14 protein-coding genes are annotated in these 14862 nt (G+C 63.2%); 10 read left to right on the forward strand and 4 right to left on the reverse strand.

Annotated features, from left to right (window positions below; genetic code table 11):
* Nucleotides 1-47: 47 nt before the first annotated feature.
* The 5 genes from lpxC to ligA all read left to right on the forward strand — a co-directional run bounded on the left by lpxC (nt 48) and on the right by ligA (nt 7133).
* A complete protein-coding gene (lpxC, locus tag ASE71_RS20145) occupies nt 48-1001 on the forward strand; it encodes a UDP-3-O-acyl-N-acetylglucosamine deacetylase (protein WP_060515934.1) in 954 nt (317 codons plus the stop codon).
* Nucleotides 1002-1174: 173 nt separating this feature from the next.
* Nucleotides 1175-2041 (forward strand): outer membrane protein assembly factor BamD, encoded by an 867-nt coding sequence (locus tag ASE71_RS20150; protein WP_034792504.1) that lies wholly within the window; start codon nt 1175-1177, stop codon nt 2039-2041.
* Between the two features lie 37 nt (nt 2042-2078).
* Complete coding sequence (recN, locus tag ASE71_RS20155) at nt 2079-3752, forward strand: DNA repair protein RecN (RefSeq protein WP_060515935.1); 1674 nt, start codon at nt 2079-2081, stop codon at nt 3750-3752.
* Nucleotides 3753-3911: 159 nt separating this feature from the next.
* Nucleotides 3912-4901, forward strand: a complete 990-nt coding sequence (locus ASE71_RS20160) for a hypothetical protein (RefSeq protein WP_060539180.1) — start codon at nt 3912-3914, stop codon at nt 4899-4901.
* Nucleotides 4902-4976: 75 nt separating this feature from the next.
* Nucleotides 4977-7133, forward strand: coding sequence for an NAD-dependent DNA ligase LigA (gene ligA, locus ASE71_RS20165; protein WP_060516167.1), 2157 nt, complete (start codon nt 4977-4979; stop codon nt 7131-7133).
* Between the two features lie 34 nt (nt 7134-7167).
* On the opposite strand, the gene ASE71_RS20170 is transcribed toward ligA, so the two are convergent.
* From ASE71_RS20170 to ASE71_RS20180, 3 genes are all read right to left on the reverse strand, one after another.
* Nucleotides 7168-7821 carry a CatB-related O-acetyltransferase gene (locus ASE71_RS20170; protein WP_060515937.1) on the reverse strand — a complete coding sequence of 218 codons (654 nt, stop codon included), beginning with the start codon at nt 7819-7821 and terminating at the stop codon, nt 7168-7170.
* Nucleotides 7822-8024: 203 nt separating this feature from the next.
* Nucleotides 8025-8435, reverse strand: coding sequence for a VOC family protein (locus tag ASE71_RS20175; RefSeq protein WP_060515938.1), 411 nt, complete (start codon nt 8433-8435; stop codon nt 8025-8027).
* A 320-nt stretch (nt 8436-8755) separates the two neighbouring features.
* Nucleotides 8756-9055, reverse strand: coding sequence for a hypothetical protein (locus ASE71_RS20180; RefSeq protein ID WP_060515939.1), 300 nt, complete (start codon nt 9053-9055; stop codon nt 8756-8758).
* Nucleotides 9056-9304: 249 nt separating this feature from the next.
* On the opposite strand from ASE71_RS20180, the gene panC reads away from it, so the two are divergent.
* The 5 genes from panC (at nt 9305) to ASE71_RS20205 (ending at nt 12668) form a co-directional block, all read left to right on the forward strand.
* On the forward strand, nt 9305-10180 hold the full coding sequence (gene panC, locus ASE71_RS20185; protein WP_060515940.1) for a pantoate--beta-alanine ligase: 876 nt from the start codon (nt 9305-9307) through the stop codon (nt 10178-10180).
* Nucleotide 10181: 1 nt separating this feature from the next.
* A complete protein-coding gene (gene panB, locus ASE71_RS20190) occupies nt 10182-11003 on the forward strand; it encodes a 3-methyl-2-oxobutanoate hydroxymethyltransferase (protein ID WP_060515941.1) in 822 nt (273 codons plus the stop codon).
* A 210-nt stretch (nt 11004-11213) separates the two neighbouring features.
* Nucleotides 11214-11930, forward strand: coding sequence for an AzlC family ABC transporter permease (locus tag ASE71_RS20195; RefSeq protein WP_034792518.1), 717 nt, complete (start codon nt 11214-11216; stop codon nt 11928-11930).
* 2 nt (nt 11931-11932) lie between these two features.
* Complete coding sequence (locus ASE71_RS20200) at nt 11933-12247, forward strand: AzlD family protein (RefSeq protein ID WP_034792520.1); 315 nt, start codon at nt 11933-11935, stop codon at nt 12245-12247.
* Between the two features lie 181 nt (nt 12248-12428).
* Nucleotides 12429-12668: a hypothetical protein gene (locus ASE71_RS20205; RefSeq protein ID WP_034792522.1), complete on the forward strand. Its 240-nt coding sequence runs from the start codon at nt 12429-12431 to the stop codon at nt 12666-12668.
* Between the two features lie 120 nt (nt 12669-12788).
* On the opposite strand, the gene ASE71_RS20210 is transcribed toward ASE71_RS20205, so the two are convergent.
* Nucleotides 12789-14624: an aminopeptidase P family protein gene (locus tag ASE71_RS20210; protein WP_060515942.1), complete on the reverse strand. Its 1836-nt coding sequence runs from the start codon at nt 14622-14624 to the stop codon at nt 12789-12791.
* Between the last annotated feature and the right edge of the window lie 238 nt (nt 14625-14862).

Raw genomic sequence — 14862 nt, forward strand, 5'->3', positions numbered from 1 at the left:
CACCAGCAGGTTTTGGCCATTGGCCACAGGTATTGAAAGTGACGAGAATGGGAATCGAATTGCTCGGGTTTCAGACGACGATTGCAAGCCCGGTAGCGCTCAAGGGAATTGGCGTTCACTCCGGTGCGGAAGTGTCGATCACCTTCCATCCGGCCGAAGCCGATGCGGGCATCGTTTTCCAGCGCGTTCTCTCCAACGGCCGGGTCAGCGAATACAAGGCGGTTTCCTCGCAGGTCGGCAACACCGATCTCTGCACCGTTCTCGGGATGTCGCCGGCGACTTCGATCGCCACGATCGAGCATGTGATGGCGGCGATCTACGCGCTTGGCCTCGACAACCTCACGGTCGAAGTGCACGGCGCCGAAATGCCGATCATGGACGGCAGCTCCGAACCCTTCATCGACGCGATCGAGCAGGTGGGCGTTCGCGCCCTTGCGGTCAAGCGTCGCTACATCCGCATCGTCAAGCCGGTGCGCATCGAATCGGGTGCCTCCTGGTCGGAGTTCACGCCCTATGACGGCATGCGCTTCGAGGTCGAGATCGATTTCGATTGCCCGCTGATCGGCCGCCAGGCCTGGAAGGGCGACATGACGCCTTCGGTCTTCAAGCGCGAGCTGTCGCGTGCCCGCACCTTCGGCTTCATGCGCGATGTCGAACGCCTCTGGGCGGCTGGCTTTGCGCTCGGCTCCTCGCTCGAAAACTCCGTCGTCATTTCCGACGACAACACGGTGATCAACGTCGAGGGCCTGCGCTACACCGACGAATTCGTGCGCCACAAGACGCTCGATGCGGTTGGCGACCTCTCGCTCGCCGGCGCGCCGTTCATCGGCTGCTACCGCTCGTACCGCGGCGGCCACAAGATGAACGCCAACGCGCTGAAGGCACTTCTCAGCGACCCGACGGCCTACGAAGTCGTCGAAACGGCAACCCCGCGCCAGCGTACCCGCGCGCGCGATATGGTTGCAGTGGCAGCTCCGGGCTTCGCGCCCTGGTCCGCATAACAAGAAAAGTCATCATCTCCTCCAGTCGCCGGCCGAAAGGCCGGCATTTTCATGATAGAGCTGCCACAAATTTGCATGAATCACCGATCATGACGTTGCGGTCTCAAGGTAACTTGCTCTAAAAGCGCATGTCTGGCGGGGTCCATGCCCGCAGAATGGAACGGGAATATCCGATGGTTCTTGCAGTTTCTGTGGATTTGAAAAAGTCAGCGCGCGTCGCCGCCGTCATTGTCGCGGCCGTTGCCGGCAGCGCCCTGATTACCGCCTGCCAGAACGATCCCGATATCGACATCACCAAGCTGACGGCCGAAACCGATCCGCCGGAAGTGCTCTACAATCAGGGCCTCGCCAACCTCAATGCCGGCAAGACGACGGAGGCGGCGCGCAAGTTCGAAGCGCTCGACCGCCAGCATCCGTTCTCGGAATATGCCCGCAAGGCGCTGGTCATGAACGCCTTCGTTTCTTACCGTAACGGTCAGTACCAGGAGGCGATCAACGCCACCGGCCGCTACCTCAATCTTTATCCGCAGTCGGAAGACGCGGCCTATGCGCAGTACATCCAGGGTCTCGCCTATACCAAGCAGATCCCGGCGGTGACGCAGGACCAGAAGCCGGCCTTCAAGGCGATCGAAGCCATGCAGGCGGTCGTAGACCGCTACCCGGACTCCGAATATGTCGACGACGCCAAGTCGAAGATCCGCTTTGCCCGCGACCAGCTGGCCGGCAAGGAGATGCAGGTCGGCCGCTACTATCTCGAGCGCAAGGAATACCTTGCCGCCGTGTCGCGTTTCCGCGTCGTCGTCGAGCAGTATCCGAACACCAACCAGGTTGAAGAAGCGCTGGCGCGCCTGACGGAAGCCTATTTCGCGATGGGCGTGACTCAGGAGGCGCAGACCGCTGCCGCCGTTCTCGGTCACAACTACCCGGACAGCCAGTGGTACAACGATAGCTTCAAGCTGCTGCAGTCGGGTGGCCTTGAGCCGCGTGAAAGCGGCAACTCCTGGATTTCGCGCGCCGCCAAGAAACTAGTCGGCGCCTGATATCTATCGGCGCCCTTCAAGGAAGATATAACCCCGGATGCTTGCCCAGCTTTCGATCCGCGATATCGTCCTGATTGAACGGCTCGATCTCAATTTCGACGCCGGGCTCTCGGTGCTGACCGGTGAAACCGGGGCCGGCAAGTCCATCCTTCTCGACAGCCTGTCGCTCGCCCTTGGCGGGCGCGGCGATGGCTCGCTCGTTCGCCACGGTTCCGACAAGGGGCAGGTGACGGCGGTCTTCGACGTGCCGATGGGGCATTCGGCGCGGCTGATGCTCAGGGAAAACGGCATCGACGACGACGGCGACCTGATCTTTCGTCGCGTGCAGTCGGCCGACGGCCGCACCAAGGCCTATGTCAACGACCAGCCGATCAGCGTCCAGCTGATGCGCCAGCTTGGCCAGACGCTGGTCGAAATTCACGGACAGCACGACGACCGCGCGCTCGTCGATATCGACGCGCACCGCACGCTTCTCGACGCCTTCGGTGGCACCGCCGAAGAAGCGGCGCATGTGAGCGAACTCTATCGCGCCTGGAAGGATGCCGAGCGCGGCCTGAAGAAGCACCGCGAGCGGGTCGAGGCGGCCGCGCGCGAGGCGGACTACCTTCGGTCTTCGGTCGAAGAACTGGAGAAGCTCAGCCCCCGCGACGGCGAAGAGGACGAGCTTGCCGAGAACCGGGCGCGGATGATGAAGGCCGAGCGCATCGCCGGCGACATCAACGAGGCCTCGGAGTTCCTGAACGGCAACGCTTCGCCGGTTCCGCTGATCGCCTCACTCGTGCGCCGTCTCGAGCGCAAGAGCCAGGAGGCGCCGGGCCTGCTCGAAGAAACGGTCGAGTTGCTCGACGGTGCGCTCAACCAGCTTTCGGACGCGCAGATGTCGGTCGAGCGGGCGTTGCGCAACACGGAGTTCGATCCGAAGGAACTGGAGCGGGTGGAGGAGCGGCTGTTCGCGCTGCGCGCCGCCAGCCGCAAATATTCGGTTCCGGTCACGGAACTGCCGGCACTCGCCGTTCGCATGATTTCCGATCTCGCCGATCTCGATGCCGGCGAGGAAAAGCTGAAGCAGCTCGATGCACAAGTCGGCGTGGCGCGGGTGGCGTTCGACGCTTCGGCGCGCTCGCTCTCCGAAAAGCGTCGCCATACCGCGACCGCGCTTTCCGACGCTGTCATGGCCGAACTGCCGGCGTTAAAGCTCGAGCGGGCACGCTTCATGGTCGAGGTGCAAAGCGATCCGTCGCTGCCGACGGTCGACGGTATCGACCTCGTCGAGTTCCACGTCCAGACCAACCCCGGCACGCGGCCGGGCCCGATCATGAAGGTGGCTTCCGGCGGCGAACTTTCGCGCTTCCTGCTGGCGTTGAAGGTGGCGCTTGCCGATCGCGGCTCGGCGCCGACGCTCGTCTTCGATGAAATCGACACCGGTGTCGGCGGTGCGGTGGCCGATGCCATTGGCCAGCGGCTGAAGCGCCTTTCGGCAACGGTGCAGGTGCTCTCCGTCACCCACGCGCCGCAGGTCGCAGCCCGTGCGGCAACGCATCTTCTGATCTCCAAGGGTCCTTCGACCGAGAAGGCCGAGATGATTTCCACCCGTGTCGCCCGCATGGACGACAAGGCGCGCACCGAGGAAATCGCCCGCATGCTTGCCGGCGCCTCGATCACCGAAGAGGCGAGGGCGGCTGCCGCTCGCCTGCTTTCCGGCAACGGCTAGATCATCCTGGCGCCAAGTGGAAACATTGGCGGCTGAAGGATGCGATGTCCTCAGAGTGTTCATCTGAACCCACGGCCTTGGGCTTCCTAAGCCTTTTGGTTGAATTGTTGCGCCGCTGCACCCGTGTTCTATTTCCTCTGCGGTTGGGGCACTTCGGGCATGTGGGAGAAACTCGAGCATAGACTGGAGATCCGGTTTGCGCAGATGCGTGCGCATCCGGAACTGATCCTGCTCATCGCGCTTGCCTATGCCGGCCTTATCCTGACGATAAAGGAAGCGAACCAGGAACTGGGCGGCTTCGGGGTGTTCGCGTGCGTTGCGATCGCCGTGACTGCAGCAACTCTCGTCGCAAGGCTGCGACACGCCTCGCAGGTCGGGATGGCGGAGGAGGAGGCCGATGCTCAGCCGCCGAACGCGGACGAAGTCACGCCGTTGGCGCTTGTCGCGCCCTGTGCGCACGGGGACCGTTCCTATCTTGTCCGCGTCCCGGCGCCGACGGCGGTTGCCTATGAGGTGGTCCGCAAGGCACAGGATGTGTTTCGCAGCGGCGCGATCGATCCCGAAGAGGATATGAGAGCGTTCCATTCCGACCCCTACAGCCTGATCTGCCTGCAGGACCTCGACGGCAACATCTTCGGCTTCATCGACTACTACGCTTTCGAGAAGAACCACTTCAAACTGTTCCTGCAGGGGCACTATGCCTTTGGCAACCTGCTGGCGAGCGGGCTGCTTGCCCATCCGCAGGCGCGAAAGGCGAAGGTCGTCTATCTCGCGACCATCCTCAATATGAGCTTCCTGCTCGATTCCATGCGCGCCGAGCGCCGCAGGCAGAACGGCATTCTCGTCTGGGCGACGGTTTCGGCGATCCTCGAACACCACACGTTCCCGCCCGACGGCATCGACATCTACAGCATCGGCTGGGACAAGGGCGGGGCCGCGATCCTGAAGATGTTCGGCCTGCAGCCGGTGAGCCGGGTGATGCGTGGCCAGGCGGAAGGCAAATGGATCTACTGCAAGCGTGGTGTCCAGAAAAAGGATCTCGAGGCTATCCGCTGCCGTTATCAGAGGCGCTATGAACGCTGGTGCGAACTGGATGTCAGGCCGCTTGTCGGGCTCGCGCCGGGGGCCGTCAATGCCACTGGCGCGTGAGCCGACGGCGCCGGACGGTCTTTTCTTTCCCATCAGTTGCTCTACAAAACGACTTCGAATCCGGAGTCGTCGCGCATGTCCCAAGAATTGAAACCCGTCGAGAATCTCAACGAAACGGAAGCGGCCGAAGAGCTTGCCTTTCTCGCGGCCGAGCTTGCGCGCCATGACGCGCTTTATCATGGCCAGGACGCGCCGGAGATTTCGGATGCGGACTATGACGCGCTGAAGCGGCGCAACGACGCGATCGAGCAGCGCTTTCCGGTACTCATCCGCGACGACAGCCCCTCGAAGAAGGTGGGTGCTGCACCCTCCGTCACCTTCCAGCCGGTTGTGCACGCCCGGCCGATGCTGTCGCTTGACAACACGTTTTCCGACGAGGACGCGCGCGATTTCGTCGCCTCGGTCTATCGTTTCCTCGGCCAACTGCCGGACAACTCCATCGCCTTTACCGCCGAACCGAAGATCGACGGGCTCTCCATGTCGCTGCGCTATGAGAACCGCCGGCTGGTGACGGCCGCGACCCGCGGCGACGGCACGACTGGCGAAAACGTCACCGCCAATATCCGCACCATCGGCATGATCCCGCAGACGCTGCCGGCAGGTGCGCCCGATGTCGTCGAGGTACGCGGCGAAATCTATATGGCGAAATCGGACTTTGCCGCGCTCAACGCCGAGATGGCGGCGCTCGGCAAGCCGCTCTATGTCAACCCCCGCAACACCGCTTCGGGCTCGCTGCGCCAGCTCGACGCCAAGGTGACGGCGAGCCGCAAGCTGCGTTTCTTTGCTTATGCCTGGGGCGAGATCTCGGAAATGCCGGCCGATACGCAGATGGGCATGGTCGAGGTGTTCAAGTCCTGGGGCTTCCCGGTTAACCCGCTGATGCAGCGGCTCTCCTCGGCCGACGCGCTGCTGGAGCATTACCACCACATCGAGCGCGAACGGCCGGATCTCGACTACGATATCGACGGCGTCGTCTACAAGGTCGACCGGCTCGACCTGCAGGCCCGCCTCGGCTTCCGTTCGCGCTCGCCGCGCTGGGCAACCGCGCACAAGTTTCCTGCCGAGCAGGCCTTCACCCGACTGACGGCGATCGACATCCAGGTCGGCCGTACCGGCGCGCTGACGCCGGTGGCACGCCTTGAGCCGATCACGGTCGGTGGCGTCGTCGTCACCAATGCGACGCTGCACAACGAGGATTACATCAAGGGTCTCGGCAATTCGGGCGAGCCGATCCGCGAGGGCCGCGACATCCGCATCGGCGACATGGTGATCGTCCAGCGCGCCGGAGACGTCATTCCACAGATCGTCGACGTGGTCATGGACGAGCGCAAGGCGGGGAGCGAGCCCTATCGCTTCCCGACCACATGCCCGGTCTGCGGCAGCCATGCGGTGCGCGACATCAACGAGAAGACCGGCAAGGTAGATGCGGTGCGCCGCTGCACCGGCGGTTTCGTCTGCCGCGCGCAGGCCGTCGAGCACCTGAAGCACTTCGTCTCGCGCAACGCCTACGACATCGAGGGCCTCGGTTCGAAGCAGATCGAGTTCTTCTTCGAAAGCGAAGACCCGACGCTGATGATCCGCACGGCGCCGGATATCTTCACGCTGGAGAAACGCCAGGAGGCGTCGTCGCTCACCAAGCTCGAAAACATCGACGGCTTCGGCCGCGTCAGCGTGCGCAAGCTTTACGACGCCATCAATACGCGCCGTTCGATCGCGCTGCAGCGTTTCATCTATGCGCTCGGCATTCGCCATGTGGGCGAGACGACGGCAAAGCTGCTGGCGCGTTCCTATGGCACCTACGAGCACTTCGGCGAGGCGATGCGCGACGCGTCGACGTTTACGGGCGACGCCTGGAATGAACTCAACAGCATCGACGGCATCGGCGAGGTGGTCGCCCGTGCCATCGTCGAGTTCTACAAGGAGCCGCGCAACCTCGAAGTCGTCACCCGGCTGTTGTCGGAGGTGACGCCGGAGGCAGCGGAAGCGCCGGTCGCGAGCGACAGCCCGGTCGCCGGCAAGACGGTCGTCTTCACCGGTTCGCTCGAAAAGATGACGCGCGATGAAGCCAAGGCCAAGGCCGAGAGCCTCGGCGCCAAGGTGGCAGGTTCCGTGTCGAAGAAGACCGACATCGTCGTTGCCGGACCGGGTGCCGGCTCCAAGCTCGACAAGGCCCGCGAACTCGGCGTCGCGACCATGGACGAGGACGAGTGGCTGGCGCTGATCGGCGGGTAATCCCCGCCGGTTGCATGCAATCGGCAGAGCGTCGTTACGCCTGCCTGCTGTCGTACTCTTCGGAGGCGGCTTTCAGGGCGGCAATATCGTCGGCGCAGATGAAACGGCGCAGCGCGTCGAACTTCGATCGTTCCCACTGGTAGATGCCGAGCGCAAGCAGCGTCTCGACATCGGTCGCGGGGAAACGCTGGCGCACGGGGCGGGCAGGGTTCCCCGCAACGATGGTGTAGGGCGCAACGTCCTTCGTCACGATGGCACCCGACGCGATGACGGCGCCTTCGCCGAGCGTCACACCCGGCATGATCATGGCGCGCATGCCGATCCAGGCGCCGTCGCCGATGACGGTGTCGCCCTTGCCGACATAGGCTTCGCCGATCACATCGAGGAAGGGATAGAGGATCACCCAATCGGTGCGATGGGTGTGGTTGCCGCCCATGAGGATCACCGCCTCGGCGCCAATCGCGACATAGTCGCCGATCAGCAGTTGATCGATTGGCCATTGCGGTTCCCAGGCCCTGAGGCTGTAGTCGTCGCCATAGAGGTAGCGAACGACACTTTCCTCGAAGGATCCGGTCCAGGCGTTGCTGTAGTAGCTGTTGCTGCCGCGCACGTGAATGTTCGGGTTGCGCACTGTCTCATGCAAGAGCTCGACCTTGGACCAATGCTTGGCTTCGACCTTCGTGGACATGGGGTTTCTCATTCTCAATGCTTGCAAGCGAAGCTGCGCGTCGCTCGCCATTCGTATCCCGTCCCAACTATCGGATTCACCGGTCGCTTTCTTCTCAAATCGGGCGCCGACCGGAAGCTTTGTCAGGCACTGCGATCATTCCATCACACAAAAACGCCCGCCGCTTTTGGCGGCAGGCGCAAAGTTCGGGGCACTGCGCGAGATCAGGAGGCCTGCTGCTGGGCGGCTTCCTGGTCCATCCACATGAATTCCCAGACGTGACCGTCGAGGTCCTGGAAGGAAATGCCGTACATGAAGCCGTAGTCGAGAGCCGGCTTCCAGGGCTTGGCGCCGGCAGCGAGCGCCTTGGCGAGCATGTCGTCGCATTCAGCGCGGCTGGACGCGGAAAGGGCGGTAATGACCTCGGTTCCTTTCCGGGCGTCGCTGATCTCGCCGGTGATGAAGTCGCGGAACTTCGGCTCGGTCAGAAGCATGACGAAAATATTGTCCGAGATCACCGTGCAGGCGGCGGTGTCGTCGGAGAACTGCTCGTTGAAGGTGAAGCCGAGGGCGGCGAAGAACGCGCGCGAGGCCTTCAGATCCTTGACCGGCAGGTTTACGAAAATCATGCGCATGAAATGCTCCTTGGAATGGATTTCGTGTTTTACGGATCTGATCACTTCGTTGTTTCGGCGAAACCACGAAGCGATCCAACTCTTTGATTGACGCAACTCCGGACGGAAAACTGCGTCGCACTTTTCCTGGAGTTGCCCTAAGGACGAATGCCGGTCGACGATCCCGACACCGGCTCAAAGATTTTTTGAGCCGGGCTGATGTGGGGTGCAACTACAGGTCTTCAAGCGGAGCGAGACCTGCTTCGATGCTGCAAATAGGATCGACGGTGCTAGCGGCTGCGAGCGGCCCCAAGGGCGCGCGCCGCTGCTCGATGTTATTGTCACTTCACGGTGCACACGCCGTTGGCGCCGCCCTTGCCGGTGTAGGACACGCTCGGCGAGCCGTCGGGATTGATGCTGAGCGAGATGGTGACGCCGGCGCCGTGCGCTTCGTAGTAGTTCTCGTTGAACACCTTGAGCTTGGCTTCTTTGCCGTTGATGTAGATCGGGCCGCCTTCGTCGGCATGGACCTCGATCTTGCCGGGGCAGGTGGCGTTGACCAGCGGGATTTTTGCTTCGGCCGCAGCGGCGAAGGCAAGCGTCGGGACGAGAACGCCGAGAAGGCGCAGGCAGGGTTTCATCTTGCTCTCCAGCGTGGGTTGCAGGTGGCATCGATCGCCAACCGTGACAGGCTGCCGGTGGAAGTCAAGCGCGGCTGAGCGTCACCAAGCTGTCATCAATCCGATTGTTTTTTTGCGCTGCACAAGATAGAGGATTGCAGCCGAATTTTATGCAAATGCCTTTTCGCGGAGCAGGTCGCGGCCATCTGCGAAGGCAGCGCGCCAGCATCCCAAAGGGCAGGGCGCCGGCGCGGATTGGAGGGTCCGGAGATGAAGACTTTCACCACCATCGCCGAGCTGCGTGCAGCGCTTGCCGAGCATAGACGCGCCGGCAAGACGGTCGGCTTCGTGCCGACCATGGGCTACCTGCATGTCGGCCATATGGAGCTGATGCGCCGGGCCCGCGAGGAAAACGACGTCGTCGTCGCCAGCATCTTCGTCAATCCGCTGCAGTTCGGCGCCAACGAGGATCTTTCCAAATATCCGCGCGATCTCGCCCGCGACCAGGCGATGCTCGAAGCGGGCGGCGTCAACTATCTCTTTGCCCCCGGTGTTGCCGACATGTATCCGCGACCGATGGAAACGGTGGTTGACGTGCCGACGCTTGGCAGCGAGCTCGAGGGCTCCGTGCGCCCCGGCCACTTTGCCGGTGTTGCCACCGTCGTCACCAAGCTCTTCAACATCGTTGGGCCCGATCGCGCCTATTTCGGCGAGAAGGATTTCCAGCAGCTGCAGATCATCCGCCGCATGGTGGACGATCTCGCCCAGCCGGTGACCGTGATCGGCGTGCCGACGGTGCGCGAGGCCGACGGGCTCGCCTGCTCGTCGCGCAATGTCTATCTGACGGCCGAAGAGCGGCGTGCCGCGGCGATCGTGCCGAAGGCGCTGGATGAGGCGCAGCACCTCGTCGCCTCCGGCGTCAGCGATGTCGCCGCACTCGAAAAGGCCGTGACCGAGTTTCTGGCGAGCGAGCCCTTGGCGAAGCCCGAGGTCGTAGCGGTGCGCGATCCCGAGACGCTGGAGACGATCGAAACGATCGGCGACCGGCCGGTGCTGCTTCTGCTCTTCGTCCGCTTCGGCACGACGAAGCTGCTCGACAATCGCGTGATCGCCCCGAAATCCGCATCATTTGCAAAGGTTGCCTGACATGAGCGTGCAGACCGCCAAGCGCCGGCTCAGCCCCGCCAACATCGAAGCGCTGAAGGGCGAGCGCCCGATCGTCAGCCTCACGGCCTATACGACGCCGATTGCGCGGCTGCTCGATCCGCATGTGGACTTTCTGCTGGTCGGCGATTCCGTCGGCATGGTGCTCTATGGCCTCGACACGACCGTCGGCGTGACGCTGGAAATGATGATCGCCCATGGCCAGGCGGTCATGCGCGGCTCGCAGCAGGCCTGCGTCGTCATCGACATGCCCTTCGGCTCCTACCAGGAATCGAAGGAGCAGGCGTTCCGCAGTGCGGCGCGTATCCTCAAGGAAACCGGCTGCAGCGCAGTGAAGCTCGAGGGCGGGGCGGAGATGGCCGAGACGGTCGAGTTTCTCGTCAGCCGCGGCATTCCGGTGCTCGGCCATGTCGGCCTGATGCCGCAGCTCGTCAACACGACCGGCGGCTACCGCTCGGTTGGCCGCAACGACAAGGAAGTGGCAAAGATCCGCCGCGACGCCAAGGCGATCGACGATGCCGGAGCGTTTGGCATCGTCATCGAGGGCACGGTCGAGCCGGTGGCCCGCGAGCTCACGGCCGAGTTGCGCTCGCCGACGATCGGCATCGGCGCATCGCCTGCCTGCGACGGCCAGATCCTCGTCTCCGACGACATGCTCGGCCTCTTCAACGACTTCAAGCCGCGCTTCGTCAAGCATTTCGCCGAGTTGGCGCCGGCGATCTCGAAGGCGGCCGAGGAGTATGCGAACGAGGTGAAGGCGCGCACGTTCCCCGGCATCGAGCATACGTTCCAGGTCAAGAAGTAAGGGGCGGCTGGCCCGCGCCGGAGCTTATTCCAAGCGATAAAGCGCATCGTTTTCCTGATCGGTGCGCCTTTTGTTCAAGCCTCGTTCGCCGAGGCATCATAAAATTCAATCATTGTATCAGCGCATTTGAATTGTTGCCGGGGGCGCAAGCGCCTATCAGTCCGGCACCGGCCGCGTGGCGCGTCATCGCCTCGGCCGGCGGAGGTTTCCATGAAAAAAGATGAATTCTGGGAAGGGGTCCGCGGCGGCTTTCCCATCATGCTGGCAGCATCGCCCTTCGGTGCGCTGTTCGGGGCGCTTGCGGTCGACAATGGCTTCACCATTGCCGATGCGGTGTTCATGAGCGCGACCGTCTATGCCGGCGCCAGCCAGATGGTCGGCATCGAGCTCTTCGGCAACCACGTCCAGCCCTGGCTGGTGGTGCTCTCCGTCTTTGCGGTCAACTTCCGCCACGTGCTCTATTCGGCCTCGATTGCCAAATATGTCCGGCACTTCACCTTCGGGCAGAAGTTCCTCGCCTTCTTCCTGCTGGTCGATCCGCAATATGCCGAGACCGAAAAGCGTGGCGAGCGCGGCTTGCCGATCACCTTTGCCTGGTATCTCGGCTTCGGTCTCGTGATCTACATCCCGTGGATCATCAACACGCTGGTCGGCGCGATCTTCGGACAGATGATCGGTGACCCCAAGGCGATCGGCCTTGATGTCCTGCTGCCGGTCTATTTCATGGGTCTCGTCATGGGCTTCCGCAAGCGTGACCGGTTCCTGCCGATCGTCATCGTCTCGGGGCTTGCATCCGTCGCCGGCATGCATTTCGTCGGCTCACCATGGCATGTCAGCATCGGAGCACTAGCCGGCATCATTCTTGCCGCCTGTCTGCCGCCAAGCGAGCGGGCAGTGGCACCGACGGGTGTCGAGAAGGAGGCGTGAACATGGATCCGCAACACCTGAACCTCATCTACCTGATCATCGCGGCGGCCGTTGCGACCTTCCTGACGCGTGTCGGCGGCTATATCCTGATCACCCAGATGAAAGAGATCCCGCCGCGGCTGGAGGCGGCGCTCAACGCCGTTCCCGCAGCCGTTCTGACGACGCTGGTGGCGCCGGCCTTCGTCTATGGCGGGCTCGACGTGACGATTGCCATGTTCGTCGCCTTTGCCATCGCGCTTGGGCTGAATCTCTCAACACTGCGCATGCTCGTCATCGGCTGGGTGGTGGTCATGGTGATCCGGCATCTGGTGATGTAGGACGCCCGTCCGCGGTGGTGTGCGAAGCCGTGGACGGATGTGTTGCGCCGTTTCGATTGGCGGCGCGCGCATCCTGGACTATCATCTCTGCCGTTGCCGGAGAGGCAGGACATATCCCCCCTCGTTAGGTGGCGTACGACGTCACCGCAGCATGAAGCCTCCCGGCAGTGGAGGAGCGACCATGTTGACCAGGATCTCTATTGCCCTTTTGCTGGCGCTTGCGCCGGCAACGGCCTTTGCCAATCAATGCCCGACCATGATGAAGGCGATCGATGCGGCCATGCAGACCGCTTCCTTGTCCGATGCCGACATGGCCAAGGTCAAGGAATTGCGCACCAAGGGTGAGGCACAGCACCAGGCTGGCGACCACGCCGCCTCGGAGGCAACGCTTGGCGAAGCGAAGAAGCTTCTGGGCATCTGAACGAGAGACCAGGACGTCTGGAGCCAAGGTCTGGCGGGTGAGGGCGCAGCACGCTATCGGCTGCGCGACGGCTCGTTTTATGGGCTCCCGCGACAGCAGGAGCCCAGCAGAGAGCATGACTCAGCGTGACAGCGCTTCCGTTGCGGCCTTCAGCCAGGCGCGCGTCTCGTCGCTGGCCAGCAGCGGCATCAGCTTTTCGCGCGTCTCGGCGTGATAGGCGTTGAGCCAGGCGAGTTCCTCGTCGGTCAGAAGCGCCGGCAGCACCAGGCGGCGATCGATCGGGCAGTAGGTGATCGTGTCGAAGCCGAGCATCGGCAGGTCGCCGCCATCAACCATCGTTGCCGGCTGCACCACGATGAGGTTCTCGATGCGGATGCCGAAGGCGCCGGGGCGGTAGTAGCCGGGCTCGTTGGAAAGGATCATGCCGGCCAGCAGTTCCTGCGTCGAAAGACGGGCGATGCGCTGCGGGCCTTCATGCACCGAGAGATAGGAGCCGACGCCGTGGCCGGTGCCGTGGGCATAGTCGGCGCCCGCCTTCCAGAGCGCGATGCGCGCCAAGGGGTCGAGATCCACGCCGCGCGAGCCCTTGGGGAAGCGCGCCGTGCTTATCGCAATCATGCCCTTCAGCACCAGGGTGAAGAAGCGTTTCTGCTCTTCAGGCACGGCGCCGACGGCGACCGTGCGGGTGATGTCGGTGGTGCCGTTGATATACTGCGCGCCGGAATCGATCAGGAACATGGTGCCCGCTTCGATTGCCTGGTCGGTGGCCGTGGTGACGCGGTAGTGCATGATCGCCGCGTGCGCGCCGGCGCCGGAGATCGTGTCGAAGGAGATGTCCTTCAGCGGGTTCTGCATGCGCTCGCCGACGGTGGCGCGGGCAGCTTCCAGCTGGTTGGTGGCACCGATCTCGGTGACTGTGCCGGGCTGTTGGCTGTCGAGCCAGGCGAGGAACTCGACCATGGCCGCACCATCCTGCAGATGGGCGCGGCTCGAGCCTTCGATCTCGGCCGTGTTCTTCTGGGCGCGGGGCAGGCGGGCGGGATCGACCGCTTCGACGACCTTGCCGCCCTTGGCGCGGATCAGTTCGGAAATGGCGAAGGAGGCGAGATCGGGATCGATCATGACGGAGGCGCCGGCGGTGCCGAGAGCCCGCAGACGGTCGTCGAAGGTTGACGGTGCGACGATGTCGGCGATCTGGGTGAGGTAGGCCTCCTGCTCGATGCCGGTCTTGCGCTTGTCGAGGAAAAGTTCGGCGCGGCCGTCGGCATGGATGATGGCGCGGGCCAGCGGATGCGGCGTGTGAGGCACGTCGGACCCGCGGATGTTGAATGTCCAGGCGACGGAGGAGGGGTCGGTCAGCACGACGGCTTCGGCGCCCGTCTTGGAAAGGCCGGCTGCGATCGTCGCGATCTTGTCCTTGGCAAGCGTGCCCGCATGTTCGATCGGCTGAATCGTCACCTTGCCGAGCGGGGCAGCCGGACGGTTCGTCCAGATCCTGTCGAGCGGGTTGTGATCGAGGAAGACGAGCGAACCGCCGAGGGCGGCGAGCGCCTTTTCCAGCCGGCGCACTTCGGCGCCGGTGTGGACCCAGGGATCGATGCCGAGCTTGAAGCCCTTGGCTCCATGGTTTTCCAACCAGAGATGCGGCGGCTCGCCGATGAGGTCGCCGCCGGTAAAGACGGAGCCGTCGACCTGCTCCTTCAATTGCGTGACGTAGCGGCCATCGACGAAGACGACCGCTTCACGCCGCGTGATGAGGGCGACGCCGGCCGAGCCGGTAAAGCCGGTGAGCCAGGACAGGCGCTCGGAGGAGGCCGGCACATACTCGCCCTGGAACTCGTCGGCGCGCGGCACGAGAAAGCCGTCGATGCCGAGGGCTGCGAAGGACGCGCGCAGGGCTTCGGTGCGCTCCTTGCCGAACTGCGGCGTGGAGGTGACTTCAAATGACTGAAACATGAGGGAATTCCGGTAGATTGAGCGGCAAACCGCGGGAAAAGATGGGCTATGTTAGCGGAAATCGCCCTTGCCGGGAAAGAGGCGATATCCTGCAGGGTGGCCTGATCCCCGGCCCGCGCAACGCTGCGGTTGCACCCTGATAGGAGGGCAATTGCTCATTTACCATACATATGCGCTCAGCGCATGGCACCCATGCTCAGAAAACTCTTTCTCTATCGGAATAATAGTTTATAAGCCG

The organism is Ensifer sp. Root954 (genome assembly GCF_001429005.1).
GTDB classification, from domain to species: Bacteria; Pseudomonadota; Alphaproteobacteria; order Rhizobiales; family Rhizobiaceae; genus Ensifer; species Ensifer adhaerens.

Coding starts and splice junctions, on each gene's coding strand:
- panC (WP_060515940.1), top strand. CDS start 9,305: ATGAAGACTTTCACCACCATCGCCGAGCTGCGTGCAGCGCTTGCCGAG.
- lpxC (WP_060515934.1), top strand. CDS start 48: ATGGGAATCGAATTGCTCGGGTTTCAGACGACGATTGCAAGCCCGGTA.
- ligA (WP_060516167.1), top strand. CDS start 4,977: ATGTCCCAAGAATTGAAACCCGTCGAGAATCTCAACGAAACGGAAGCG.
- ASE71_RS20180 (WP_060515939.1), bottom strand. CDS start 9,055: ATGAAACCCTGCCTGCGCCTTCTCGGCGTTCTCGTCCCGACGCTTGCC.
- ASE71_RS20170 (WP_060515937.1), bottom strand. CDS start 7,821: ATGTCCACGAAGGTCGAAGCCAAGCATTGGTCCAAGGTCGAGCTCTTG.
- ASE71_RS20200 (WP_034792520.1), top strand. CDS start 11,933: ATGGATCCGCAACACCTGAACCTCATCTACCTGATCATCGCGGCGGCC.
- ASE71_RS20195 (WP_034792518.1), top strand. CDS start 11,214: ATGAAAAAAGATGAATTCTGGGAAGGGGTCCGCGGCGGCTTTCCCATC.
- ASE71_RS20150 (WP_034792504.1), top strand. CDS start 1,175: ATGGTTCTTGCAGTTTCTGTGGATTTGAAAAAGTCAGCGCGCGTCGCC.
- ASE71_RS20210 (WP_060515942.1), bottom strand. CDS start 14,624: ATGTTTCAGTCATTTGAAGTCACCTCCACGCCGCAGTTCGGCAAGGAG.
- ASE71_RS20175 (WP_060515938.1), bottom strand. CDS start 8,435: ATGCGCATGATTTTCGTAAACCTGCCGGTCAAGGATCTGAAGGCCTCG.
- ASE71_RS20160 (WP_060539180.1), top strand. CDS start 3,912: ATGTGGGAGAAACTCGAGCATAGACTGGAGATCCGGTTTGCGCAGATG.
- recN (WP_060515935.1), top strand. CDS start 2,079: ATGCTTGCCCAGCTTTCGATCCGCGATATCGTCCTGATTGAACGGCTC.
- panB (WP_060515941.1), top strand. CDS start 10,182: ATGAGCGTGCAGACCGCCAAGCGCCGGCTCAGCCCCGCCAACATCGAA.
- ASE71_RS20205 (WP_034792522.1), top strand. CDS start 12,429: ATGTTGACCAGGATCTCTATTGCCCTTTTGCTGGCGCTTGCGCCGGCA.